The 21,990-nt window shown below is 62.0% G+C and carries 20 protein-coding genes; 10 read left to right on the forward strand and 10 right to left on the reverse strand.

Features of this window, described 5'->3' with window-relative positions:
- Window positions 1-55 precede the first annotated feature (55 nt).
- Window positions 56-1,321, reverse strand: coding sequence for a polysaccharide biosynthesis/export family protein (locus tag EN932_RS01300; protein ID WP_164753485.1), 1,266 nt, complete (start codon window positions 1,319-1,321; stop codon window positions 56-58).
- 100 nt (window positions 1,322-1,421) lie between these two features.
- Window positions 1,422-2,099: a sugar transferase gene (locus EN932_RS01305; protein WP_013528120.1), complete on the reverse strand. Its 678-nt coding sequence runs from the start codon at window positions 2,097-2,099 to the stop codon at window positions 1,422-1,424.
- Between the two features lie 602 nt (window positions 2,100-2,701).
- On the opposite strand from EN932_RS01305, the gene EN932_RS01310 reads away from it, so the two are divergent.
- Window positions 2,702-2,977 (forward strand): exopolysaccharide production repressor ExoX protein, encoded by a 276-nt coding sequence (locus tag EN932_RS01310; RefSeq protein ID WP_013528119.1) that lies wholly within the window; start codon window positions 2,702-2,704, stop codon window positions 2,975-2,977.
- Between the two features lie 108 nt (window positions 2,978-3,085).
- Here EN932_RS01310 and EN932_RS01315 read toward each other — a convergent pair whose 3' ends face one another.
- The 6 genes from EN932_RS01315 to EN932_RS01340 all read right to left on the reverse strand — a co-directional run bounded on the left by EN932_RS01315 (window position 3,086) and on the right by EN932_RS01340 (window position 9,007).
- The gene (locus EN932_RS01315; RefSeq protein WP_127367916.1) at window positions 3,086-4,930 is read right to left on the reverse strand and encodes an ABC transporter ATP-binding protein; all 1,845 of its coding nucleotides are present in this window, start codon (window positions 4,928-4,930) and stop codon (window positions 3,086-3,088) included.
- A gap of 8 nt (window positions 4,931-4,938) precedes the next feature.
- A complete protein-coding gene (locus tag EN932_RS01320) occupies window positions 4,939-5,925 on the reverse strand; it encodes a serine kinase (RefSeq protein ID WP_127367917.1) in 987 nt (328 codons plus the stop codon).
- Window positions 5,922-7,844: a lasso peptide isopeptide bond-forming cyclase gene (locus EN932_RS01325; RefSeq protein ID WP_127367918.1), complete on the reverse strand. Its 1,923-nt coding sequence runs from the start codon at window positions 7,842-7,844 to the stop codon at window positions 5,922-5,924. Before EN932_RS01325 ends, EN932_RS01320 begins: the two co-directional genes overlap by 4 nt.
- Complete coding sequence (locus tag EN932_RS01330) at window positions 7,841-8,218, reverse strand: lasso peptide biosynthesis B2 protein (RefSeq protein WP_245460866.1); 378 nt, start codon at window positions 8,216-8,218, stop codon at window positions 7,841-7,843. The genes EN932_RS01325 and EN932_RS01330 overlap by 4 nt, the downstream gene beginning before the upstream one ends.
- Window positions 8,219-8,402: 184 nt before the next feature.
- Window positions 8,403-8,717 carry a PqqD family protein gene (locus tag EN932_RS01335; protein ID WP_013528114.1) on the reverse strand — a complete coding sequence of 105 codons (315 nt, stop codon included), beginning with the start codon at window positions 8,715-8,717 and terminating at the stop codon, window positions 8,403-8,405.
- A 137-nt stretch (window positions 8,718-8,854) separates the two neighbouring features.
- A complete protein-coding gene (locus EN932_RS01340; protein WP_010913078.1) occupies window positions 8,855-9,007 on the reverse strand; it encodes a lasso peptide in 153 nt (50 codons plus the stop codon).
- A gap of 514 nt (window positions 9,008-9,521) precedes the next feature.
- Here EN932_RS01340 and EN932_RS01345 point away from each other — a divergent pair.
- The 8 genes from EN932_RS01345 to EN932_RS01380 all read left to right on the forward strand — a co-directional run bounded on the left by EN932_RS01345 (window position 9,522) and on the right by EN932_RS01380 (window position 18,005).
- Window positions 9,522-10,646 (forward strand): nucleotidyltransferase family protein, encoded by a 1,125-nt coding sequence (locus EN932_RS01345; RefSeq protein ID WP_128368684.1) that lies wholly within the window; start codon window positions 9,522-9,524, stop codon window positions 10,644-10,646.
- A gap of 91 nt (window positions 10,647-10,737) precedes the next feature.
- Entirely contained in the window at window positions 10,738-11,760 is a 1,023-nt protein-coding gene (locus EN932_RS01350) for a glycosyltransferase (protein ID WP_013528112.1), read from the forward strand.
- A 290-nt stretch (window positions 11,761-12,050) separates the two neighbouring features.
- Entirely contained in the window at window positions 12,051-12,446 is a 396-nt protein-coding gene (locus tag EN932_RS01355; protein ID WP_127369213.1) for a hypothetical protein, read from the forward strand.
- Window positions 12,447-12,599: 153 nt separating this feature from the next.
- Window positions 12,600-13,454 carry a family 16 glycosylhydrolase gene (locus tag EN932_RS01360; RefSeq protein ID WP_024501832.1) on the forward strand — a complete coding sequence of 285 codons (855 nt, stop codon included), beginning with the start codon at window positions 12,600-12,602 and terminating at the stop codon, window positions 13,452-13,454.
- Window positions 13,455-13,521: 67 nt separating this feature from the next.
- Entirely contained in the window at window positions 13,522-14,853 is a 1,332-nt protein-coding gene (locus EN932_RS01365) for a UDP-glucose/GDP-mannose dehydrogenase family protein (protein WP_013528109.1), read from the forward strand.
- A gap of 92 nt (window positions 14,854-14,945) precedes the next feature.
- Complete coding sequence (locus EN932_RS01370) at window positions 14,946-16,388, forward strand: GMC family oxidoreductase (protein WP_063169883.1); 1,443 nt, start codon at window positions 14,946-14,948, stop codon at window positions 16,386-16,388.
- Window positions 16,389-16,401: 13 nt separating this feature from the next.
- The gene (locus EN932_RS01375) at window positions 16,402-16,851 is read left to right on the forward strand and encodes a hypothetical protein (RefSeq protein WP_013528107.1); all 450 of its coding nucleotides are present in this window, start codon (window positions 16,402-16,404) and stop codon (window positions 16,849-16,851) included.
- A gap of 74 nt (window positions 16,852-16,925) precedes the next feature.
- The gene (locus tag EN932_RS01380; protein WP_064992952.1) at window positions 16,926-18,005 is read left to right on the forward strand and encodes a glycosyltransferase; all 1,080 of its coding nucleotides are present in this window, start codon (window positions 16,926-16,928) and stop codon (window positions 18,003-18,005) included.
- Between the two features lie 18 nt (window positions 18,006-18,023).
- Here EN932_RS01380 and EN932_RS01385 read toward each other — a convergent pair whose 3' ends face one another.
- On the reverse strand, window positions 18,024-19,046 hold the full coding sequence (locus tag EN932_RS01385) for a phosphoribosyltransferase family protein (RefSeq protein ID WP_013528105.1): 1,023 nt from the start codon (window positions 19,044-19,046) through the stop codon (window positions 18,024-18,026).
- Between the two features lie 52 nt (window positions 19,047-19,098).
- Window positions 19,099-20,595 (reverse strand): lipopolysaccharide biosynthesis protein, encoded by a 1,497-nt coding sequence (locus EN932_RS01390; protein ID WP_013528104.1) that lies wholly within the window; start codon window positions 20,593-20,595, stop codon window positions 19,099-19,101.
- Between the two features lie 185 nt (window positions 20,596-20,780).
- Here EN932_RS01390 and EN932_RS01395 point away from each other — a divergent pair, with 185 nt between their 5' ends.
- Window positions 20,781-21,953, forward strand: a complete 1,173-nt coding sequence (locus EN932_RS01395; RefSeq protein ID WP_127369356.1) for a glycosyltransferase — start codon at window positions 20,781-20,783, stop codon at window positions 21,951-21,953.
- Window positions 21,954-21,990: the final 37 nt, after the last annotated feature.

Here is a 21,990-nt window from a genome sequence, read left to right on the forward strand (position 1 = left end):
CCGGTTTGTCGGGTGAGGCTCTGGCTCGAAACACTGGATCGTGTTGGAAGTCGGTCTACTGGCTGGCCAGCGGCGCCAGCTTGATCTTGATCACATCGCCGGGCAGCACCGGGGTTTCTTCCTTGGCGGCTATTTCGGTGGTCTTGCCGTCGACATTGCGCACCAGCGAATAGAGCAGGGTCGGCTGCTGATCATTTGTCATAGCGGCCGCCATCGCGGGATCGCTGGCCTGGGCTATCAGGCCTTTCTGCATGTTCACCTTCAACGCGGCCTCGTTCAGGTCGGCTTCGGTCTGCTGCCGGTCAGTGGCGAGACTTGAACTCAAGGTGTTCTGGGCATCGATAGCATCCTGCTTCGCCTTGCTGATCGCCTGCTTGGCGGTGAGGATGGCGGTTTCGTAGTCCAGGATCTTGCCCTGCAGGTCGGCAACCGACTGGCGCGAATCCAGCAGTCGGGCGTTGGCGATCAGGCCTTTCTGCGCCAGCGGGCCGATGCTGGCGAGCTGCTGCTGCGCCAAGTCGACCTGCTGCTGCTGGTTGACGATCTTCTTCTGCAGCGATTCGATCTCGGATTCCAAAACCCCTTTGAGATCGTCGAGCGCTTCAAGCTTCAGCTTCAGCGCCTTTTGGTCCGCTGTCAGGATCGTCATCTCGTCCGCCACGATGGCTGGCAGTCTCGGATCGCCCTCGACCTCCTTCGGCACGTCGAAACTCGCCTTTCCGGCCATATCCGCATCGATGCGGGCGCGCCTTACGATCAGTCGGATGCGCTGGTCGTCGGAGATGTCGAACATGCCCTTGGCGGTGACCAGGTCCTTGCCGAGCTGGGGGCCGTAGTCGGCGTTTCGCCGGATGCCTCCGGCGACGCTGATGGCCTTCAACACCGTCAGGTCGGGCACATAAGGAAACTGGCCGGGGTTCTGGACTTCGCCCGAAATGTAGAATGGCCGGAACTGCGCCATCTCGACCGAGGCTTCCGGTCTGTCTGACAAAGCGAGCTTTTTCTGCAAAGCCTCGCCGATCGCCGTTGCGATTTCGGACGTGGTCTTGCCGGAGGCCGGCAGTTCGCCGGCGAACGGCACCGACAGCGTGCCGGATGGACCGACCGTGTACTCGCCATTCACCGCCGACCAGTCACGGAATGTGCCTTCCACGGTCTGCCATTCGGCGACGCGGATGGTGAGCTTGTCCTGCGAGCCGAGGCGATAGTCGCCGGCGGCGGCGATGTGCGGGACGACGAGGGCCATGGCAAGGCATGTGGCCAGCAAACGCGCCCGCCGCAGCCGGCCGGAATCCGGGCCGCTGCGAAAGGTTTCGAACAAATCTGTTTTCAACTCAACGTTCCGATCCGCTATAGCCCCATCGCCCGATGAGCTTGCGTCGAATGGCCGACGCCAATGTCTGGCATTGGCCACCGGCCGGTCAGTAAGAACCGCGCGACATCCAGACGGCCGGGACGGTCTTGATGATGATGCGAACGTCCTCGAACAGCGACCAGTTCTCGACATAGTGACGGTCGAAGGCGACGCGGCTGTCATAGGACACATCGTTGCGGCCGCTGACCTGCCACAGGCCGGTCAGGCCCGGACGCGATTTCAGGTAGTAGACGGCGGATGTGCCATAGATCTCCAGCTCGTCGCGCACAACCGGACGCGGACCGACAAGGCTCATATCGCCCTGCAGGATGTTGATGATCTGCGGCAACTCATCGAGGCTGAGTTTCCTCAGCACCGCTCCAACGCGGGTGACGCGCGGGTCGTTCTTCAGCTTGCGGGTCGCGATCCATTCCGCGTTGGCGTCCGGGTTGGTGGCGAGATAGGCTGCCAGCACCTTGTCGCCGTCCGGAACCATGGTGCGGAACTTCAGGCACGGAAAAATCCGTCCGCCCCGCCCGATTCGCCTGTGGCCGTAGAAAATCGAGCCGCCGTCGGAAAACTTGACGAGCAGCGCTATCATGACAAATAGCGGGCTGAGGGCGATCAAGCCAATCAGTGAACCGGTGATATCGAAGCTGCGTTTGAGCAGGCCGCCGATCGGCGGCGGAAAATCGATGTCAGCCTGCGAAAAGCTCGCGGTGGCTGACTTGGCAACGTCCCTCATGCCGTAAACTCCATGCGTTGAACGAATGGTTCACCACACGATACCCAAAAAATGTTGCAGCGCAACACACAATTTACCACCCCGTTGAAATAGTCACGTCATGAAATGACTAAATAATAAGCTTGCCATGCACAAATTTCGGCATATTTAGCACATTTGTGACAATAAATGGGCACAGCCGAAAAAATAGAGGCCTTTGTGGGGCGGTTTTTAGGCGGACCTACCTATTTGCCAAGGCGAGGTACAAATCAGTGCTTCATCATGCCGTGATGCTTGGTCAAAACCGTATAAAATACTACTTAATATTGCCCATTTTACTAAAAGATATCGACGAGAGGATATCGGCCTAGCTCCCGTTGCGTGCATTGCAACATGGCAGAGTCGATCGCAAAAAGCTCGATCAAAAATAACCGAAGTTGCCCTTGCCGCCTATTGCTCGCCTTAATAGAATTGCAAATTATACCTGTCACGGTGAGGACAGGTGGAAAAGGCCGGAAGCAACCGGTCGAGAGTGGGCGACCTTAACAAGCCCACATGACAAGGGACGGTGCTCGGGTGGGGCAATCGCGATAATACCCGAGCCGGTTTATGGGCTGTTGGGTATGGCACTTCCAAAATTCATCCTCGGGATGATTTTCGCTCTGGCGATCGTCGTCGGCTGGTCCTGGCTGGGCGGTGCGTCGATAGGCACGATATTGGTGCGTGTCATCATCTGCGCCGTGACCATTCAGGCCGGCTATTTCGTGCTCATCTACACCATGATCGCCAGGAGCGCGCCGACGCCTGCCGACATAGCTCGTGACGCCGAGCGCAAACTGAACGCACCCGAGGTCGCCGAAAGCGAGAAGCTGGGCGGTGCCAGGCGCGGCCTGCATTGATGCAGACTGCTCAAACGTGGCCGGTTTGGCGGCAACGACATGCTTCGAGACAAAGGGACCAAAGCGCCGCGTGAATCCGTTTCGGCGCGACGCGTCCTGGCCGCCGGCTCACGCCACATCAGCGGGTTCGCTCTCCGACTGTTCCCCCGACAGCATCCTCGACAACCGGCTGCCGGTTTTTTCCTTCAGCCGCTGATATTGGCCGACCTCGACGATACGGCCGTTTTCCATCGCCACCACCCAGTCGGCGAAGGCGATCATCGACGGCCGGTGCGCGATGGTCAGGATCGTCATCGTACCGCGTAATCCGTCGATCGACCTGGCGATCAGCGACTGGTTCTGCCAGTCGAGCGCGCTGGTCGCCTCGTCGAGGATGAGCAGCGACGGCTTGCGCAGCAGCGCGCGCGCGAGCGCGATGCGCTGACGTTCGCCGCCCGAGAGCCGCACGCCGCGATCGCCGACCACCGTCTCGAGCCTGAGGTCGAGCCGTTCGACAAACTCGCCGGCGTGCGCCTGACGCAGCGCGGCCCACAGATCGCCATCGCTGGCCCTTGGCGCGGCGAGGCGCAGGTTCGCCGCGATCGTGTCGTGCAGGAGGAACACGTCCTGCGGCACATAGGCCACCTGGTCGCGCCAGCGACGGCGATTGCTGGCATCGATCTCGACGCCATCGACAAGCATCTTGCCGGTGGTGGGCTCCAGCAGGCCAAGCAGCATGTCGGCGATCGTGCTCTTGCCCGATCCGGACGGGCCGATCAGGGCGGTGACCTTGCCGGCCGGCAGGCCGAAGGTGATGCCGCTCACCACCGCCTTGTCGACAGTATCTCCGTAGGCGAAGGACACGCCGCGAATATTCAATCCCGTATTGAGGGAGAGTGTCCCGGCGTCTGCGAACTCGGTATGGCCGGGTTCGCGTTCGGCGTCGAAACGTGCCTGCAGGCTGCGCATTGCCGTAAAGGCGGGCAGGTTGATCAGCACTTGCTGGGCCTGCGTCTGCATGTCCATGAAGCGCGGCGCGATACGCATGAAGACCAGGAGCAGGACGACGATCTCGGCCAGCGACAGGTTGAAGCGGACCAAAGCCACATAGATGAACAGGCTCAGGCCCACGACGCTCGCCACCTGGAATACAGCAGTGCCGATGGTGCTGTTGCGCACATAGTCGATGTTGTCGGCCTTCATCCTCTCAAGCGTCGACCGCAGCTGCGCGAAATAGCTGTCCTCGACGTTCAGGCTCTTGGCCACCTTGATGCCGCCGAGAAATTCCGAGACCGTCCGGTACTGGTCCTGGCGATTGGCGGTCAGCACACGGCCGAAGGCAGTGGCCCGTGCCCGGAAGGGCCGCAGCGCCACGAACATCAGGATGCCGATGACCACGGCAAACAGCGTCATGACCGGCGAGATAAACACGGAAACCAGGAGATAGCCGGCCAGAAGAACGGCGATCTGCACCAGCATCAGCAGTGCGAAAGCCGCGCCCTGGACGCGGTCGATGTCGCCGGTCAGGGCATGATCGAGATCGGAACTGCGCATGCGTGTAAAAACGCCCCAGCGCGCCTTGCCGATGCTTTCGAACAGGTTCATGCGAACGCGATTGATGAAATCGAACAGCAATTTGGCCATGTAGACCGACTTGAAGCGATTGAACGCCGCCTGCGCCGCAACAAGCCCGACCAGCGCGCAAAGCACGGTCGTCAGTTGCAGCGTGCCATCAGGCACCAGCCAGCGCACGAAATCATCATTGGGCAGCCGAACAGCGAAATCCTGGTCGGCACGTCCGACCAGATGCAGCAGCGGGACGAGCAGCAGGATCGAAATGCCCTCGGTCAGGCTGCCGAGGATGAGGAAGAACAGCGCCGTCCACGTTCGCCGGCCGCCGATCCGGGCAATGGTGGCGCCGAAGGCGGCAATTTCTCGAAACAGCGACAGGCGAAGGATTGGGGGCTTCGACATGGTTGCGCTCACAACCGCCGGCTGCCAGCCGACAGATCCTTTTCGATCAGTTCCACGGCTTCGCCGATCCTGTCCAGGCCCGTCGGGACTTCCAGCCGGTACACGCCGATATGGTTGGCAATCCATGAACATTGCCGAAGATGCGCCGTCGCGAAGTCGCCGGGCAGGGCCGCGCGGCCGAAGCGCGTCACATAGGAGAATTTGATGATGGCCGGCAGGGCGGCAATGGCGGGCAAGGGCGTGATGTCAGCCCTTTCGCCGCGCTCGAGGATATAGATCCTGGTCGCCGGCACCTCGTCGCCCGAAAAGCTACCGTTCAGGCGATGCTGCATCTTGTCGATCGCCGCATGCACTTGCGGCCGCACTTCCGCTTCCCCAAGCGAGATCGCCGCCGCGGCGTCGGCCGCCAGCTTGATCTGCGGAAAGCCCGGAACGGTCATTGGCTCACTCGGATTGGCGAGGTCCAGCGCCACCACGTCATCGGTAAGCAGTCGATGCCCGGCCCGGATCATCGCACTTGCGGTCGTCGACTTGCCGGCTCCCTTGTCACCCATGAAGATGGCGCTCGTGCCGGCGGCGGCGATGGCACTGGCATGCAGGACAAGCAGGCCGCGCCGGTGCAAGAGCAGCGCCATGACCGGACCAAGCAGCGGAAACGCGAGCAGCGCGTCGTCGACGCCGGGCGCCGGTTCGATGTCGATACGGCTGGAATCGGTGATCAGGAACGCGCCCACGGCATGCCACGCCAGATATTGCCGGTCCGGCTCGAAGCGAAAGTCGGTCGCGGCTTCGGGCGAGGGCTTTGGCAGGTCGATCGCGCCGACGGCAATCACGACATCCGCCGCCCCCGGCGCCGCCGGCTGCAGTTCGGGCAACGTCACCTCCGACGCGATGGTCAGGCCGTAGGCCCGGTAGAAGCGGCGTTCTCGCATGGCCCGGCCATGCGAAAAGGCATCATCATTGCATAGAGCGAGCGGCTCGTTGCGCGGCATCATGCGGGGCTCCCGCCATGCTGGAACTGCCGCAGCCAGAGCGACAGCGAGGCCGAGCGCCAGACATACTGGACATCCAGGGGGGCTGCCTGATCGGGCTGGCGCAGCAGCCGCGCATAGGCGGCACTCACTTGCGGCAGATTGACGTAAGGCGCGATGCGGTTCGCATCCGAGACCAGCAGCTGTTCCAGGAGGTCGCGATGGTTGCGCAGCATGCCATTGACGAGATTGGCAGTGAAGTCGATCTTGTCGCGCCGCCACTGCACCGCCTCCGGCAATACGCCTTGCATGGCGCGGCGCAGCACATAGCGGCCAAAACCGTGGCTCAGCTTCTCCTCGCCCGGCAACGCCAGGCAGAACTCGACCAGCGGCTTGTCCCAGAAGGGGTAGCGCGGCTCGACCCCGAAATTGGCGGCGGCCTTGTCGAGAACCTCGAAAGCATGCGGGACATAGCCGTTCGACAGGATCCAGCGATGGCTCAAGGCATCGCTGGCCTGGACGCCGGGCGGCATGTAGCCGGCCCGGTGAAACCGGTCGACAAGCTCGGTGCGCTTGGCCAGGTCCGGATTGATCAGGTCGCGCCAGCTTCGTGCGCGCGACACTTGCGCGGGCTTGCGGATCTTGTTCAGGGCACGGTTGGCCATATGCCTCAGCCTGGCGATGCGCCAGGCCGGCCCGTAGAGGGTCAGGAACTGGAGATAAAGGCCAAGCGTGCTGTCGCCATAGGTGTTGGATGCGCTGCGGACCTCGCGCCACAGATCCATCCATCGGCCGCCATTCGCAAGCTCGTGCAGGTGGCCGTGGCCTTGTGAAACGACCTCGTCGCCACCATGGCCGTCCAGCAGCACCTTGATGCCCTTGGCGCCGGCAGTCCGGTAGATGCCGCGGGTGAGCGTCAGGCCCGGCGCCAGGAACGTTCCTTCCTGTTCTTCCAGCACGCGCTCGAATTCGGCGAATGGGGCATAGTTGCCAACCGGGATCAGCGTCGCGTCGACCTTCTGCTGGTCGAGAACGGCATCGATGAAGGGCCGCTCGTCCATCGGCGAGCCCTTCTCGAAAATCAGCGAGAAGGTTGGCAGCTTCGGCTTGCGCGCGGCGGCATTCTGCAGGCCGGCGACACAGGCGATAGACGAGGAATCGAGGCCGCCGCTCAGCATTGCCCCGACCGCCGAGGTCCCTCGCATGCGGTTGCGCACCGATTGCGAGAACAGATGGGCGAATTCCTCCGATGCATCCGACCGCAAGGGCCGCGCCGACGGCTCGATCTGCCAGTATCGGCGCAGCATCACTTGTTGCGCGGTGACGGTTAGGCTGTGGCGGGCCGGCAGGCTGAATATATCGCTGTAGGGGGTCGACTGCGGGTCGTCGGGAAGCCCGGCCAGGAAGCCGGAGATCTGGCGCTCGCTGACACGTGCGCGGATACCCTCGACGCCCAGGATCGGACCGATCTCCGACGCAAAGGCAAAACGCCGGTCCGCCGCGTGGTAGTAGAACGGCTTGACGCCAAAATGATCGCGCGCGCAAAACAGCGATTGCCGCTCGTCATCCCAGATGGCGAAGGCGAAATCGCCTTGCAGATGCTCCGGGCAGGCTTCGCCCCAGCGCAGATAGGCCCGCATCAGCACGATCGCGTCGGCTACCGACTGGTCGCGGATACCGAGCCTGGCCAGCAACTCGTCACGGTTGTCCAGCCGGCAATCGGCGGTGATGGCGAGCCGGCCCCCAGCCATCGTCAAAGGGCCCGGACCGACTTCATCCGATGTGTTGAGCCAGGCGTGGCCAAGGGCGATGCTGGTGTCCAGCCACCAAGAACTGCCGTCAGGACCACGATGGCGCATGCGCGCCAGCATTTGCTGAATGTCGGCCGCCGCGACCGCCGGTGCGTTTGCTCCGCGCAACAGGATTCCGGCGACGCCGCTCATCGGCTGCCGTGGTCGACGAGATGGGCGAAGCCGTCGATCGATCCGCCAAGCACGATATGGTTGTCGCTGACCAGCCAGGCATGTGCTTTCAACTGCTCGCCTGTGCCACGTTCGATGCCGATGCGTATCGTCGATTCATTGCCTTGGCGGGCGAGAATATACTGGCCGGAGAGCGCCTGGGTCAGGCACGTGGCGTAAGGGACGAAACGGGCCGCGGCGGCAACGCCCCAGGCGACACGCCGCAGTTCGCCCATTGAGGCGCACTGCCGCGCGTCGAGGCGCGTCACCAGGCTGCGTACACGATTGTAGGACAACAGCGTCAGCCCCAGCCGAACTGTCGCCACCACCAGCAGGCAATAGCCAAGGAAGATCATTTCCGAGCCACTCAGGGAGAAAATCCTGACCAGCCCGCGCCGGCTCCCCCCGCGCTTCGTCTGCTTGACGTTTGTTTCTCTCGCCGGTTCCTGCCGTAAAGCCGTGGCCCGCGAAGACAAGGCCCGCGAAGACAAGGCCCGCGAAACCAGGGCCCGTGAAACCAGGGACTTGTGCTGGACCGGCTTAGACAAGTGCCTCATGATGCCGTCTCGCAAGCCCATTATCGGCCAGGCCCTTCAGCAATGCGTCGACATCGGCCTGGCAGCGCGCCGGGTCGACATTGTAGCGCGCAAGCACGGCGCTGCGGATGTCGCCGATCGACCGGGGTTCCTGGATCAAATCCCAGATGAAGGCGCCGACGCCATTCAGGCTGTAGTAGACATTGGATTTGAGATTGAGCAGCGCCAAGCCATCTCCGAACTCGCAAGCCACGGCATCCTTGGTCGCGCACACGCTATCGTGGTCGCCCAGATCACGGTCGGATAGCTCCCCGTTCATCCCCAAACCTCGCTGACAAAACGCTGCGACATCTCCAGGTGGCGCAGGAGAAATCGGGAGGCTGGCCCCCCGACCCCTCTTACGTCTGCTTTTGAATCCAGAGTCCCAACATGTCACTCTGGAATCGGCTGTAAGTCTCAGGAGAACGTCAGGTCGCCAATCGGCGTATGCGCGGGGAACGATGCGTCGATCGCCGTGCTGCCGCCGCCGCCCTGGGTGATGGTCTCAATCGAACCATGGACCGTCAGGCTTGGCGTTTCATATTCATGCTTTTCAACATTCTGTTCCATTTTACTCTCCGATTTAGGACTGGAAACGGCCTGTCGAGTGCCGTCAGCACTTTTATGCTGCAATGCAATAGCTGCACGGCAGCATTTATGAGTCAAGACTGTTTTACTTTCTGTTAATCAATTACGGTTGCTGGCGTCGTCACATGAGCGGCATGCCTAAAACTTGTCATTTTTTAGCCGATTCCTTGTGCACGACGATCGCGCCTGTGCTGATTCTTTAAGCATTTGATTTTGCTTGCATAAGCCGTTTGCGTTGTGCCTATATTTAGGCCTCTCTAATGAAAAGAATTTCCATTTGAGAAATCGTCCGGAGATTGCCTAAGCCGACGTGGCAAGAGACATTTCAACCGCGGTTTTCACTGCTTTCCGATGCCACCTCGATAGACGCTTTGGTGGCAAAAATTCGCACTGCAGAAGGAAAGGCTTTACGGCATCGAGGTTTTTGGTGATGCTTGCTTCGCACTTGCAGCATAAGTGTCGGCGCGAAACGCTTTCTTGGGAGACTGTGCGCTAAATGGCCTTGCCGGATGGCTCATACGAACGATTGCGCGCCGCCGGCTGTGCCGGCGAGGTGGCCTATGTGCAGGCTTGCCTGCGATTGTTTTTCGCCGGCCCGGGCGCGGGCGACGTTTCGATGCGCCATCTAGACGGTGAAAAAATTGCCGAGATTGCCAGGCTGAACAAGGTCGCCGTCTTTGTCCTCAAGGCGCTTTCGCGCGCACCCGCGCTTCAGAGGCCAACTAAGCTTTTCCGATGGCTCGACACCTACCGCAGGAAAACGGTTTCGATGAACGCGTCCTGCATCATGGATTCGATGGCGATCCAGGACGTGCTGCGCGCCAGCGAGATCGATTTCGTTTTTCTGAAGGGTCCGTTCCAGCAGCAACTTCTCTACGACGACCATTTTATGAAGCCCTCGGGCGATGTCGACATCCTGGTTTCGCCGCTCGGATTTTTCAGGGCGCGTGATGCGCTTCGCAAGATCGGCTATGAGGTATCAGGCAAGTCGAGCTCCGTCTGGTGGGTCCGCTTCCTCGGCGAACAGCACATGACCCGGGACGACGGGCCGAGGTCGTCCACCGTCGATCTCCACTACCGCCTCCAGCAGCCCGGCTCGCCAAGCCCGCGCGACGCGGACGGGTTCCTGCGGCGCAAGCGACAGGTCGAAATCGCCGGTGCGACGGTGCCGTTCACCTCGGTGGCCGATACATTGCTTTTGTCCTGCATCAGCGTCGCCAAGGCACTTTTCAACCGGGAACCCTGCGCCGGATACGTCTGTGATATCGGCGCCAGCGCCGGCCGCCTCGACGAGGCGGATCAGCAGCGTTTGCTCGATGCCGCTACCGCGCAAGGTCTGGACGACACGCTGCTGCTTGGCCTGCGCGCCGCCGACGTGCTGCTCGGCGGTGCCAGCACGCTGCTGTCGCAGCGCGCGACCAGGATCCTGCCGCGCATCGGCAATGAGGATCTGCTCAGCATGGTCATCGCGCCGTGGCTGCCGTCGCTGCGGTGGCCGCAGCGGCGAACGGTGCTTTGGGAACTGTGCGGCCGCGCGCCGGTCCGCTATCTGGCCGAAGCAGGCTGGGCGGCGTCCGCCGATATCAGCCGCCGCATCTTCGAGCGGCCGGCGAGTCGCTGAAGGTAAATTGGATGCTGATGGCAATTCTGTAGTGCATCGAACGAGTACGGGGCGAGGGCAAATCGATATTACCTGTACGAGAGGCAAATCCATGTCGATGACGAAATCCGAGGTCTGCGTGATCATCGCGGCAAAAAACGCCGCAGCGACAATCGCCGTCGCCATCGCATCCGCATTGCGCGAACCGGAAGTGGCGGAGGTCGTGGTCGTCGACGATGCTTCCACCGACGACACCGCCGGTGTCGCACGATCCGCCGATGATGGCAGCGGGCGGCTCTCCGTGATGCGCCTCGATGTCAATCGCGGCCCCTCCTTTGCCCGCAACGCAGCCATCGCCGGCTCGAAATCGCCGTTCATCAGCATTCTTGATGCCGACGATTTCTTCCTCGAAGGCCGGTTTCGCAACTTGTTTGCCGGCGCCGATTGGGATTTCGCCGCCGACAACATCATGCTGATCAGGGATGATGCGACAGGCGACGCGACGAAAATCGTCGCGCCGCAATTTGCCGCCGATCCGGAATTCCTCGATTTCGAGCGTTTCGTCGAAGGCAACATCTCCAGACGCCGCGTGCAGAGGGGCGAACTGGGCTTTTTGAAGCCGGTGATCAGCCGTGCCTTCCTCGACCGCCATGGGTTGAGCTACGACGAGAGCCTGCGGCTGGGCGAGGACTATGAACTCTACGCCCGCGCGGTCGCATGCGGGGCGCGGTTCAAGGTCATTCGCTCCTGCGGCTACGGCGCCATCGTCCGCGCCGATTCCCTGAGCGGCCGCCACAAGACCCAGGACTTGAAGCGTTTGGCCGATGCGGATCTGGCGCTGCTGGCGATCGACAGCCTGCCGGAAGGCTCGAAGGCGGTGCTGCGGCGGCATGAACGGCACGTGCGCGACAAATATCGGCTGCGTAATTTCCTTGACGTCAAGGCCGAGCGGGGGCTGGGCTCGGCTGCGGCTTACGCCTTCGCCAGCTTGTCCAACCTCGTCCCCATCGTCCAGGGCGTGGCTTCCGACAAGCTCGAGGCGCTGTTTCGTCGTGTCGGCCTTGTGTCCAGCCAAAAGCCTGTGCCGCCGCTGCGCTTTCTGATGGCCGGAACCAGCACGGGCAAGGAACGCTGAGAGTGGTCCCGATGCAGCGATTTGTCCACTCGCGGCATGTCATCACGCAAACCATTTCGGCCGGATTTATGAGTTTACGAATTGGGTGGTTGCCTCGCGGCTCCGACGATGGCAGTCTATGTTGCGGTGCAGCATAGTGGACGACCAGCCGAACTTGGCCCCCGATCGGATTGGTCTGATGTCTCTCCCTCAAAAGGAGCACGACAACGCAACACGAGTTTTTGAGCCCCGGCTGCGGGGATCGGCCAGAAGCCCGGCCCACAAGCCGGCGATGACGGGAACCTGAGTTCATGGCCTCGATATTCGGTTTCAGATCAAGGGATCCGGCCCGCGACCGTCAGGCCGATGTTTCACGTCTTGATCGTCTGGCAAAGCTGTTCGAGCAGATTGCGGCCGAGATCGAGGCCGAGAGAACCGGGCTTGAGAATCGCTACCGGACGACGTCGACCAACGCCGCCTTTCTGGTCGAAGCGATGGAAAACGGCTCTGCTTCCGACAAGCGGTCTTCGGAAGTCAGCGCCCTGACACAGTCGATCCTGAATTGCGAGCGCCGCATCGCGGCGCTGTCGCGCCAGGACGGCATGATGAAAGAGCTCCGTCATTCGCTGGATATGGTCTTTGACGAGGATGCCTCCTCGGCCGCCGCGGCGGAATTCGCCTGGCCGGCAGGCGCCGGCAGAGGTTGAACGTGAAGGCTCGGAACTGTTGCAACAGATTTGATGCAAGGCGGGAAGCAGAAGCAATCGAGAGGGTCACAAGGAGGTCAAGGTTGGCTCGTGCAGGAGCGGTTCGAACGTCGACTTTGGGTTGGGGACACACAGCGCAAAGGTGAGTTTGGTATGAATTGGAATCCGAAACCTACGACGGCAATTGACGCACCGCCTCTCGCATATCGGACCGGACAAGCCGCCCGGCGGCTGGGGTCGCTCGGTGCGTTGCTGCTGGCTGCTCTTGGCGGTTTCCTGGCAACCCCTTCCCATGCCCAGGACATTCCGACATCGCCGTCCTTTGTCGATGATTTCAAAAGCTTCGACCGCACGCGCTGGTATGTTTCCGACGGCTGGAACAACGGCAGCCATCAGAATTGCACCTGGTCGAAAAATATGGTCGAACTGTCGAATGGTGTGCTGTCGCTCGGCTTCGAAAAGCAGACGCTGAAGGATCGCGACTACGTCTGCGGCGAGATCCAGACCAAGCAGCGCTTCGGCTATGGCACCTATGAGGCACGGCTGAAGACCGATACCGGCTCCGGCCTCAACGCCGCGTTCTTCACCTATATCGGTCCAAGCGACAAGCAGCCCTGGGACGAGATCGACTTCGAGGTCCTGACCAAGGACACCTCCAAGGTGCAGGTCAACGCCTATATCGCGGGCAAGGGCAAGAACGAGAAACTGGTCGACGTACCGGGCGGCACGGAGAAGGCCTTCAACGACTACGCCTTCGTCTGGCAGAAGGACAGCTTGCGATGGTACGTCAACGGCCAACTGGTGAACACGATTACCGACCCGGCGAAGCTGCCCAGCCATGCACAGAAGATATTCTTCAGCTTTTGGGGCAGCGATACGATGAAGGGCTGGATGGGAGCGTTCGCGGATCCGGGCCGCAAGCTTTCCCTGCAGGTCGAGCGGGTCGCCTTCACGGCGCTCGGCGAACCCTGTCAATTTCCGGAATCGCTGGCATGCAGTGTAAAGTAGTTGGGAAAGTCGATTTGAACCGGCGGGGCCGAAAACGGTCCGCTGCCTTGCATGGGAATGAAACCGAATGAATTTGACGGTGTTTGGAATTGGCTATGTCGGCCTCGTGCAGGCGGCGGTGCTTGCCGAAGTCGGGCACCAGGTGGTGTGCGTCGACATCGACGCCGCCAAGGTCGAGCGGCTCAACCAGGGCCTGGTTCCCATTTTCGAACCCGGTTTGGAAAACCTCGTTAAGGAGAACCATGCCGCCGGCCGCATCAAGTTCACAACGGATGCCGCCGCCGCTGTCAGGCACGGCGAGATCCAGATGATCGCGGTCGGCACGCCGCCGGGCGAGGACGGCTCGGCCGACCTCAAATATGTGCTGGCAGTCGCCGAGACCATCGGCCGCGAAATGGACAAACCCAAGATCGTCGTCGGCAAGTCGACGGTGCCGGTCGGCACCTGCGAAAAGGTGAAGGCCAGGATCGCCGACACGCTGAAGAAAAGAGGCCGCGAGGACCTGGCTTTCGATGTCGCTTCAAATCCGGAATTCCTCAAGGAAGGGTCCGCGGTCGCCGACTGCATGAAGCCGGACCGCATCATCGTCGGCACCGACAGCGAGGACACCGAGGCTGTGATGCGCGAACTCTACGCGCCGTTCAATCGCAACCACGAGAAGATGATCGTGATGGACGTGCGCAGCGCAGAATTCACCAAATATGCCGCCAACTGCATGCTGGCGACCAAGATCAGCTTCATGAACGAGATGGCCAATCTGGCCGAACAACTCGGCGCCGACATCGAGGAGGTCCGCAAGGGCATCGGCAGCGATCCGCGCATCGGCTACCATTTCATCTATCCGGGCCTCGGCTATGGCGGCTCGTGCTTCCCGAAGGATGTGCGGGCGCTGATCAAGACCGCCGAAGGCGTCAAGTTCGACGCCAAGCTGCTGCGCGCCGTTGAGGAGCGCAACAACGCACAGAAATCGGTTCTCTTCGACAAGGTGGACCGCTATTTCAAGGGCAACCTCAAAGGCAGGACCTTTGCGCTCTGGGGTCTGGCCTTCAAGCCCAACACCGACGACATGCGTGAGGCGCCGGCGCGCGTCCTGATGGAGGCGCTCTGGAAGGCCGGCGCCAATGTGCAGGCCTATGATCCCGAGGCGATGCAGGAATGCCAGGCCATCTACGGGCTGCGCGACGACCTGCTTCTGTGCGGCACCAAGGAGGCGGCGCTGCGCGGCGCCGATGCGCTGCTGATCGCCACAGAATGGAAGAGCTTTCGCGCGCCGTCCTTCGACGCGGTGAAGGACGCGCTGACCACGCCGGTCATCTTCGACGGCCGCAACCTCTATGACCCCAAGGTCATCGCCCGCCATGGCATCGAATATCACTCGATCGGCAGAATGGCGGCATGAGACCGGGCCCTGGCAGACGGATGCAAGACTGGTCCGCACACGGCCTGCGGACGCTGGGGCTGAGCGCGTATTTCTGTGTGGAGTTGTAGCTGATGGTGCTGGACGTAAAGCCGGAGCAAATCACCAAGGATCATTTCGATCTCGTCGCGATCGGTTCCGGCTTCGGTTCGGCCTTCTTCCTGCATGAGTTCGCCAGGCGCCGAAAGGCGCGCATTCTGGTGCTGGAGTGGGGACGCCACAACACCCATGAATGGCAGCTCGAACAGAACGTCAACACCGACATCGAAGACGAGACGACCTACAAGACCAATTCCGACAAGCCGTGGAACTACACGATCGGACTGGGTGGCGGGACGAATTGCTGGTTCGCGCAGACGCCAAGATTTCATCCCAATGATTTCCGGCTGAAAAGCACCTACGGCATCGGTAATGACTGGCCGATCAGTTATGACGACGTCGAGCCGTTCTACTGCGACGCGGAAGACATCATGTCGATCTCCGGCGACCCCGACATGGCGGCGATGCTGCCCCGCTCGAAGCCGTTTCCGCAACCGCCGCATCGCATGTCGACACCGGACAGGATGATGAAGGCGGCGCAGCCCGACCAGCACTTCGTCATGCCAACCGCGCGGGCTCGCGTGCCGACCGCGCAGCGCAGCTCGTGCTGTGCCAATCTGCGTTGCTGGCTGTGCCCGGTCGACGCCAAATTCACCGTCAACAACGGGTTGATGCACGTCTTCGAGCATCCCGACATCTCGGTCTGCCTCGGTGCGGAAGTGCGCCGGCTCGATCACGTCGGCGGTGCTGTCCGTTCGGTCACGTTCAGCCATGACGGCAAGGAATACCAGGTCAGCGGCGATCTCTTCATTCTCGGCGCCAATGCCATCCAGAGTGCGGCGATCATGCTGCGATCCGGCCTGGGCGGCGAATTTGTCGGCAGCGGCCTGCATGAATCCTACGGCTGGAATTTCGAGGTCTATCTCGACGGTGTCGACAATTTCGACGGCAGCACCATCACAACCGGCCTGAATTTCGGCCTCTATGATGGTCCTCACCGATCGGAGCATGCGGCGGCACTGGTCTATTTCGAGAACCGCTGGCAGCACGGAATGCGTGCCGAAAAGGGGCGGCTACGCCAGGCGCTGCCGTTGGTCGTGGTCACCGAGAACCTGCTCGACCCCGAGAACTACGTCACGCTTGACGCGGATGACAATGCCTTCGTCAGCTTCAAGGCGCCATCGGACTACGCGGTGAAGGGCATGGCGCGCGCTCTGGAGAAATTGCCTGACCTTCTGGCGCCGCTGCCGGTCGAAAAGCTCTTCGACCGCGGCATTCGGCCGACCGAATCGCACGTCCAGGGCACGCTGAGGATGGGCACCGGCCCGGCCGATTCTGTGGTCGACAGCGGCATGATCCACCATCAGCTCAGAAACCTGGTCGTCGTCGGCACCAGCACCTATCCGAGCTGCTCCTGCGCCAACCCGAGCCTGACCGCGGCAGCGCTGTCCTTGCGGGCGGCGAGCCGGATCGCGTGAAAGGAGGTATCGCATGATCGAGATTTCCAGACGCTCGGCCCTGGCCGTCTTGGCTGGCGGAGTGGTTTCGACGGGGGTCGCCTACGCCACCGTTTCCTCCTTCTCGGACGAGGATCTGGTGCGCGTCACGCTGGAAAAATACCTTGGCAAGTTGAACATCCGCATCGAGCATCTGCAGCAGTTCGTGCTGGCGTTCCGCGACAGGAATCCATGGAACTTCCCAAGCGAAAAACTGAGTGACGCCGTCACCCTGGTGGAGGAGCTCAAACTGGGCGCCGCGCGTCGCTTGCTGCCCCGGCGGAAGCGGGAAGATCTGCTGCATTTCGACCGCTGGGTCGTCGCCGAATTCCATATGCTGACGGACTACGCCTGGCGCAGTTCGCCCAACGACCCGATCCGGTTTACCGGCTGGCAATCCTGTACCAATCCCTTCGCCAATCTGGAGCCGCCGAAACTTGCCTGACGTCGAAAGCGAGGCGGCGGCCTTTGCCTGTTGTCTCCGAGCAAGGAATACGAGATGCGACAAGGAGCCCGATCATGAAAGTTCTCTTTGCAGGCGGCAACGGCTACCCGCCCGAGTTCAGTGGCGGCGTTCAGTCGAGCACGCATCATCTGGCCGAACAGTTGATCGAGCACGGTCATGAAGCCGCTGTGCTCGCCGCCCTGTTCGGTGACGGTGTCTTCGGCTTCAAGGCGCGCGCCAAGATGAAGCTGTTGCGGCAGCCGGCGGTTGTCGACAGCTATCCCGGCTATCCGGTGGTGCGGGCCTGGTTTCCCTGGGAAGCGGCGGGTTATGCCGTCGACAGGCTGAAGCCCGATGTCGCCGTGGTCCAGTGTCACAAATCGGTTCCGATCGGCAAGGCGCTGCAGGCGGAGGGCGTGCCTCTGGTCGTTTATCTCCGCAATGTCGAGTTCCATGAACTGGGCGGCGATCTGCGCGAATTGCATTCGGCGCTCTACATTGCCAATTCGGATTTCACCGCGCGAACCTACAAAAAAGAATTCGGCATCGAGGCAGCAGTGATCCCGCCAACCATCAACCCGGCGCATTACTCGACGCCGACGACGGGCCAGTTCGTCACGCTGATCAACCCCTATGAGGAAAAGGGATTTGAGCTCGCGGTGCGGATTGCCGGCGCCTGCCGCGAAATTCCATTCCTGTTCGTCGAAAGCTGGAAGCTCGACGACGATCACCGGGCGCGGATCGAACAGACGATCGCTCCCTTGGGCAATGTCGTCCTGGAGAGCCGCACCAGCGACATGAAGACGGTCTATGGCCGCACGAAGATCCTGCTTGCTCCCAGCAAGTGGGAAGAGGCGTGGGGCCGCGTCGCTTCGGAGGCCCATTGCAGCGGAATCCCCGTTATCGGTTCGCGGCGCGGCGGTCTGCCCGAGGCTGTCGGCTCCGGTGGCGTGGTGCTGGATTACGATGCTCCGCTGGCCGATTGGGTCGCGGCCGTCAGGCGGCTGTGGAGCGACAACCAGGAATATGACCGGCTTTCCAGTCTCGCTCGCAGCTTCGCCGGGCGCCCGGAACTCGATCCCGATCGCCAGTTCATCACCTTCTTCTCGATACTGGACAGGGCCATGCAGCAGCGCGCGCGACAGGCGGCCTGACGACGCCGCCTGAGCAGGTCAGGCTGGACGCTTGACCCGGCTTTTCAGCGTCTCGTAGCCGCGGGCGCCAAGCAGTGCGCGGGCAATGGTCTTGGCGGCGCTCTTGCGGCCCTCTTGCGACTTGATCTGCCGCAGCCTTGCCGGCAGGTTGCGGGCCGCCTGGCCAAGTGCCGGCAGCGACAGCGCGTCGGGGAAGCTGACCATATGCGTTTCGACGCACAGCACCGGCTTGCCTGACAGTTCGGTGATCTTCAGCGCCTGTTCGTGCTCGCTCTCGATGAACAGGATGGCATCGGACTTGCGGTAGAAATCGGCCTTGAAACTGCCATGCGCGCCGAGTCGTTGCCGTTCCGCCTTGCTCGGCAGATCGAGCATGATCAGCTGGTCGTATTTGATTTCATGCTTGGCGAGCCATGCCTCGGTGAGCGCGCGGTATTTCTCCAGCCGGCTGGTGACCAGCCAGCCGATCCTGTGGGTCGCGACATGGAGCGGCCGCGCTTCGCTGAGGAATTTCTCATAGGCCGGGCCGTCGTCGTTTTCCGCCTCTGTCGGGTCGAGGCACAGCACGCCGTCAATGTCGACGCAGCATTGCGCCAGGAATTTGTGATGCATGAAGTTCCACTGGAACATGCGCGGATGCGGCACGACCTCGAAGACGAGGTCGGTTTCCTGGTGCAGGGGCTCAAGGCCGAACACGGCGGCAAAGGTGAAGTCCGCCTCGATGCCCGCAGCCTGGATGCGGGCGCGTGCGTCGCGCATGGCATTGCCGCCGGCGACGCTGTCGTCGATCACCAGCACCTTGCGCATCTCGGAAACCTTGCGGTCGAGAGCGGCCCGGCGCTTGGTGACGCCTGATGTGTAGATTCGCCCAGCCAGGAAGCTGTCGAGATCGGTCATCGGAATGTTCGCCGCAAGGCTGACCAGCGTCGCTGCCAAAACGCCGCTTCTCGGCACACCGACGACCAGGTCGATGTCGCGCGGCAGCCGGTGCAGGCCCCTGACGATGGCGTCGTTCATATCGGAGATCGATCGGTAGTGCATGGTTCAGACCTGGTCCTGGAGGAGATGTCCGTAGCAGTCGAAGACGCCCAAATTATTGCGCTTCGCGCGGCGCTGCCGCAGGCAGCCTTGCCGGCAGCATCTTGAGCGCCTCGCGCAAGGCTTCGCGGCCGGAGGCGAATGCCAGTGCGATGATGATCGTGATGAGGTAGGCGAACACGGCGCTGCTGGCCAGGGCGACGACATGCTGCTGCGGCAGCGCTGGCTTGACGAACCAGATCGCGGCCAGCGCCAGATGGGCGCCAAGCACGAACGGCGTTGCCGCGCGCAGCACATGATGCGCCTGCAGCGGTCCGCTCTTGCCGACATAGAGCCATAGGAAAGGCGTCCGCAGATATTCGCTGATCGCATAGGCGATCGCCACGCCCAGCGCGCCATAGGGCAGGCCGAGCATGAAAGCCAGCACCGACGTTACGGCCGTTATGATGCCCCAGCGCATGAAATCGCCGGAGCGGCCCTGGCTGACGAAAAGCCACCCCGCCGGATTGTTGAGCGGCTGCAGCAGCCCGGCAAAGCCGAGCGCCAGGAAAATCGAGGCGCTTGCGCGCCATTGCTCGCCGAGCACGAAGGGGATCAGCACATCCGACATCGCGGTGGCGAAGGCGACACCGGGAAGCGCCACCAGCAGGATCAGCGGCATGACGCGCAGATAGGCGCTGCGGTAGCGATCCGGCTCGTCCTTCAGCCTGGAAAGTGCTGGAACCATCACCTTCGACAAGGGATTGGTGATCTGGCTCAGCGGAAACAGAAGCAGCTTGTAGGCGCGGTCATAGAGGCCGAGCTGCGCCTCGCCCCAATATTTGCCGATCAGCACGTTGTCGAGGTTGCGGGCAAAGAAATTGGCGAAGTTGAAGCCGGTGATGCCGGCGCCGAAATTGATCAGCTCGCCGATGCCGGCGACCTTGCGCGGCAGGCCCGGACGCCAGCGCGAACTCGCCCAGTAGCAGAGCGTCGGCAGCACGGCACCGGTCAGCGTGCCGGCAAACAGGGCCCAATAGGAGCGATCGATGAAGGTCCAGGCGATCGACACGGCAAGCCCGGCGATGGCGCTGGCGACGTCGATGACGGCCAGCCGGCCGAACTGCATACGGCGCGTCAAGAGCGCCAGATGCTGGGCGCCAAGCCCATAGGCCATGATCTGCAGCCCGAACGCAGCCACCAGACCTGTCACGCGCGGCTCGCCATAGAAGGCAGCAACCAGCGGCGCCGCACCCGCAAGCACGCAAGCCAGGATCGCGCTGACGGCGACATTGATCCAGAAGAGGTAGTTCACCTCCTCATGCCGGATGCCTGATTTCTGGATCGTTGCCTGGGTCAGGCCGAAATCCTGGAACAGTGCGATAAAGGCAAGCACCGGCGCGCACATCGCCACGACACCGAAATCCTGTGGCGACAACAACCGGGACAGGACGATAACCGACAGAATCTGTGTCGCGACCCGCACCGATTGCGCCATGGCCGTGACGACCGCGCCGCGCCCAACCGATTTGCGCAAGGAGCCTTCTGGCGGATCGAATGCATTGGCTTCCAAATTCAGGATTCCTGATTTTTTACGTGGATTTTCGAGCCCGAAAATCCACGACCGCCGCCGACCACAAACTACGGCAATAATTTTGCAGTGCAACAGAAAACGTCGATTGGTGCAGCAAAAATGTTGCGATGCAGCAAGAGCTGTACTAGCATTCCCTCGGGTGGGCCAACAGCGGTCGAGTTTTTATGCTGCATGTCTTGTACCTAGTGCACGACGTTTCCGACCCGGCGGTGCGCCGGCGGATCACGATGCTCAGGGCAGGTGGGGCCCAGGTCACCTTGGCCGGATTCCGTCGCACCGCGAATCCGATTGCGGATATCGAGGGACTGCGCCCGATCGACCTCGGCGGGACGCGTGACGGGCGATTCGGCCAACGCCTCGCGGCCGTAGCCAAAGCAGCCGTTTCGATAGGCTCGAAGCTGGGCGGCATGCCAAAGCCGGATGTCATCGTCGCGCGCAACCTGGAAATGCTGGCGCTTGCCCGCCGCGCCAGGTCAGCCTTCGGTGCATCGGTTCCGATCGTATACGAGTGCCTCGACATTCATCGGCTTGTGCTGCGCAACGATGTCCTGGGCAAGGCGCTGCGTGCCACCGAACGATTTCTGGCCAGGGATGTGAAGCTGCTGGTGACCAGTTCGCCTGCCTTCATCGCCAATTATTTCAAGCCGTTCGGCCAGGTCGCGGCACCCATTGAGCTGGTCGAAAACAAATATTTCGAGGCCGCGACGATTGTGCCCGGCGCTCCGGAGGCTGAATTGAGCCCGGTCGGCCCGCCATGGCGGATCGGCTGGTTCGGCGCGCTGCGCTGCCGCCGCTCGCTCGAGCTGCTGGCTGATTTCTCCCGCCGCACGGAGGGCCGCTTCGAGATCGTGCTGCGCGGCCGTCCGGCTTTGTCGGAATTCCCTGACTTTCACGGCTTTGTCGAGGCCGAGCCATGGCTGTCGTTTCTCGGGCCCTACCGCAATCCGGAAGACATGGCGGCGATCTACAACGATGTCCATTTTTCCTGGGCGATCGATTTCTTCGAAGCGGGGCAGAACTCCGAATGGCTTCTGCCCAACCGGCTCTATGAGGGTTGTCGTTTCGGCGCGGTGCCGATCTCGATGGGCAATACCGAGACCGGGCGGTTCCTCAAGCAGCAGGATATCGGCGTGCTGTTGCCGCAGGCGTCGCCCGAAGCGCTCGAAGCCGCGCTAGGCAAGATGGAGGAGCATCGCTTCGCCAGGCTGAAGGGGCGTGTTCTGGCGCGCAACCCGAGAACCTGGAGCTACGATCGCAGCGATTGCCGTGCGCTTGTCGAGCGGCTGCGCAGCCTGACGGCCGTGCCCGGTTCGTTTGCCGCCGAGGCATTGGCTTAGGATGGCCGGGAATGGACAGGGGCAAGATGGACAGAGG

The organism is Mesorhizobium sp. M7A.F.Ca.US.002.01.1.1 (genome assembly GCF_004022955.1).
Taxonomy (GTDB): domain Bacteria; phylum Pseudomonadota; class Alphaproteobacteria; order Rhizobiales; family Rhizobiaceae; genus Mesorhizobium; species Mesorhizobium ciceri.

Bases quoted from the DNA above. Each gene is read 5' to 3' on its own strand.
- EN932_RS01310 (WP_013528119.1), top strand. From the start codon at position 2,702: ATGGCACTTCCAAAATTCATCCTCGGGATGATTTTCGCTCTGGCGATC.
- EN932_RS01385 (WP_013528105.1), bottom strand. From the start codon at position 19,046: ATGCACTACCGATCGATCTCCGATATGAACGACGCCATCGTCAGGGGC.
- EN932_RS01305 (WP_013528120.1), bottom strand. From the start codon at position 2,099: ATGAGGGACGTTGCCAAGTCAGCCACCGCGAGCTTTTCGCAGGCTGAC.
- EN932_RS01370 (WP_063169883.1), top strand. From the start codon at position 14,946: ATGGTGCTGGACGTAAAGCCGGAGCAAATCACCAAGGATCATTTCGAT.
- EN932_RS01365 (WP_013528109.1), top strand. From the start codon at position 13,522: ATGAATTTGACGGTGTTTGGAATTGGCTATGTCGGCCTCGTGCAGGCG.
- EN932_RS01315 (WP_127367916.1), bottom strand. From the start codon at position 4,930: ATGTCGAAGCCCCCAATCCTTCGCCTGTCGCTGTTTCGAGAAATTGCC.
- EN932_RS01380 (WP_064992952.1), top strand. From the start codon at position 16,926: ATGAAAGTTCTCTTTGCAGGCGGCAACGGCTACCCGCCCGAGTTCAGT.
- EN932_RS01330 (WP_245460866.1), bottom strand. From the start codon at position 8,218: ATGATCTTCCTTGGCTATTGCCTGCTGGTGGTGGCGACAGTTCGGCTG.
- EN932_RS01335 (WP_013528114.1), bottom strand. From the start codon at position 8,717: ATGAACGGGGAGCTATCCGACCGTGATCTGGGCGACCACGATAGCGTG.
- EN932_RS01355 (WP_127369213.1), top strand. From the start codon at position 12,051: ATGGCCTCGATATTCGGTTTCAGATCAAGGGATCCGGCCCGCGACCGT.
- EN932_RS01350 (WP_013528112.1), top strand. From the start codon at position 10,738: ATGTCGATGACGAAATCCGAGGTCTGCGTGATCATCGCGGCAAAAAAC.
- EN932_RS01320 (WP_127367917.1), bottom strand. From the start codon at position 5,925: ATGATGCCGCGCAACGAGCCGCTCGCTCTATGCAATGATGATGCCTTT.
- EN932_RS01395 (WP_127369356.1), top strand. From the start codon at position 20,781: ATGCTGCATGTCTTGTACCTAGTGCACGACGTTTCCGACCCGGCGGTG.
- EN932_RS01375 (WP_013528107.1), top strand. From the start codon at position 16,402: ATGATCGAGATTTCCAGACGCTCGGCCCTGGCCGTCTTGGCTGGCGGA.
- EN932_RS01360 (WP_024501832.1), top strand. From the start codon at position 12,600: ATGAATTGGAATCCGAAACCTACGACGGCAATTGACGCACCGCCTCTC.
- EN932_RS01325 (WP_127367918.1), bottom strand. From the start codon at position 7,844: ATGAGCGGCGTCGCCGGAATCCTGTTGCGCGGAGCAAACGCACCGGCG.
- EN932_RS01345 (WP_128368684.1), top strand. From the start codon at position 9,522: ATGGCCTTGCCGGATGGCTCATACGAACGATTGCGCGCCGCCGGCTGT.
- EN932_RS01340 (WP_010913078.1), bottom strand. From the start codon at position 9,007: ATGGAACAGAATGTTGAAAAGCATGAATATGAAACGCCAAGCCTGACG.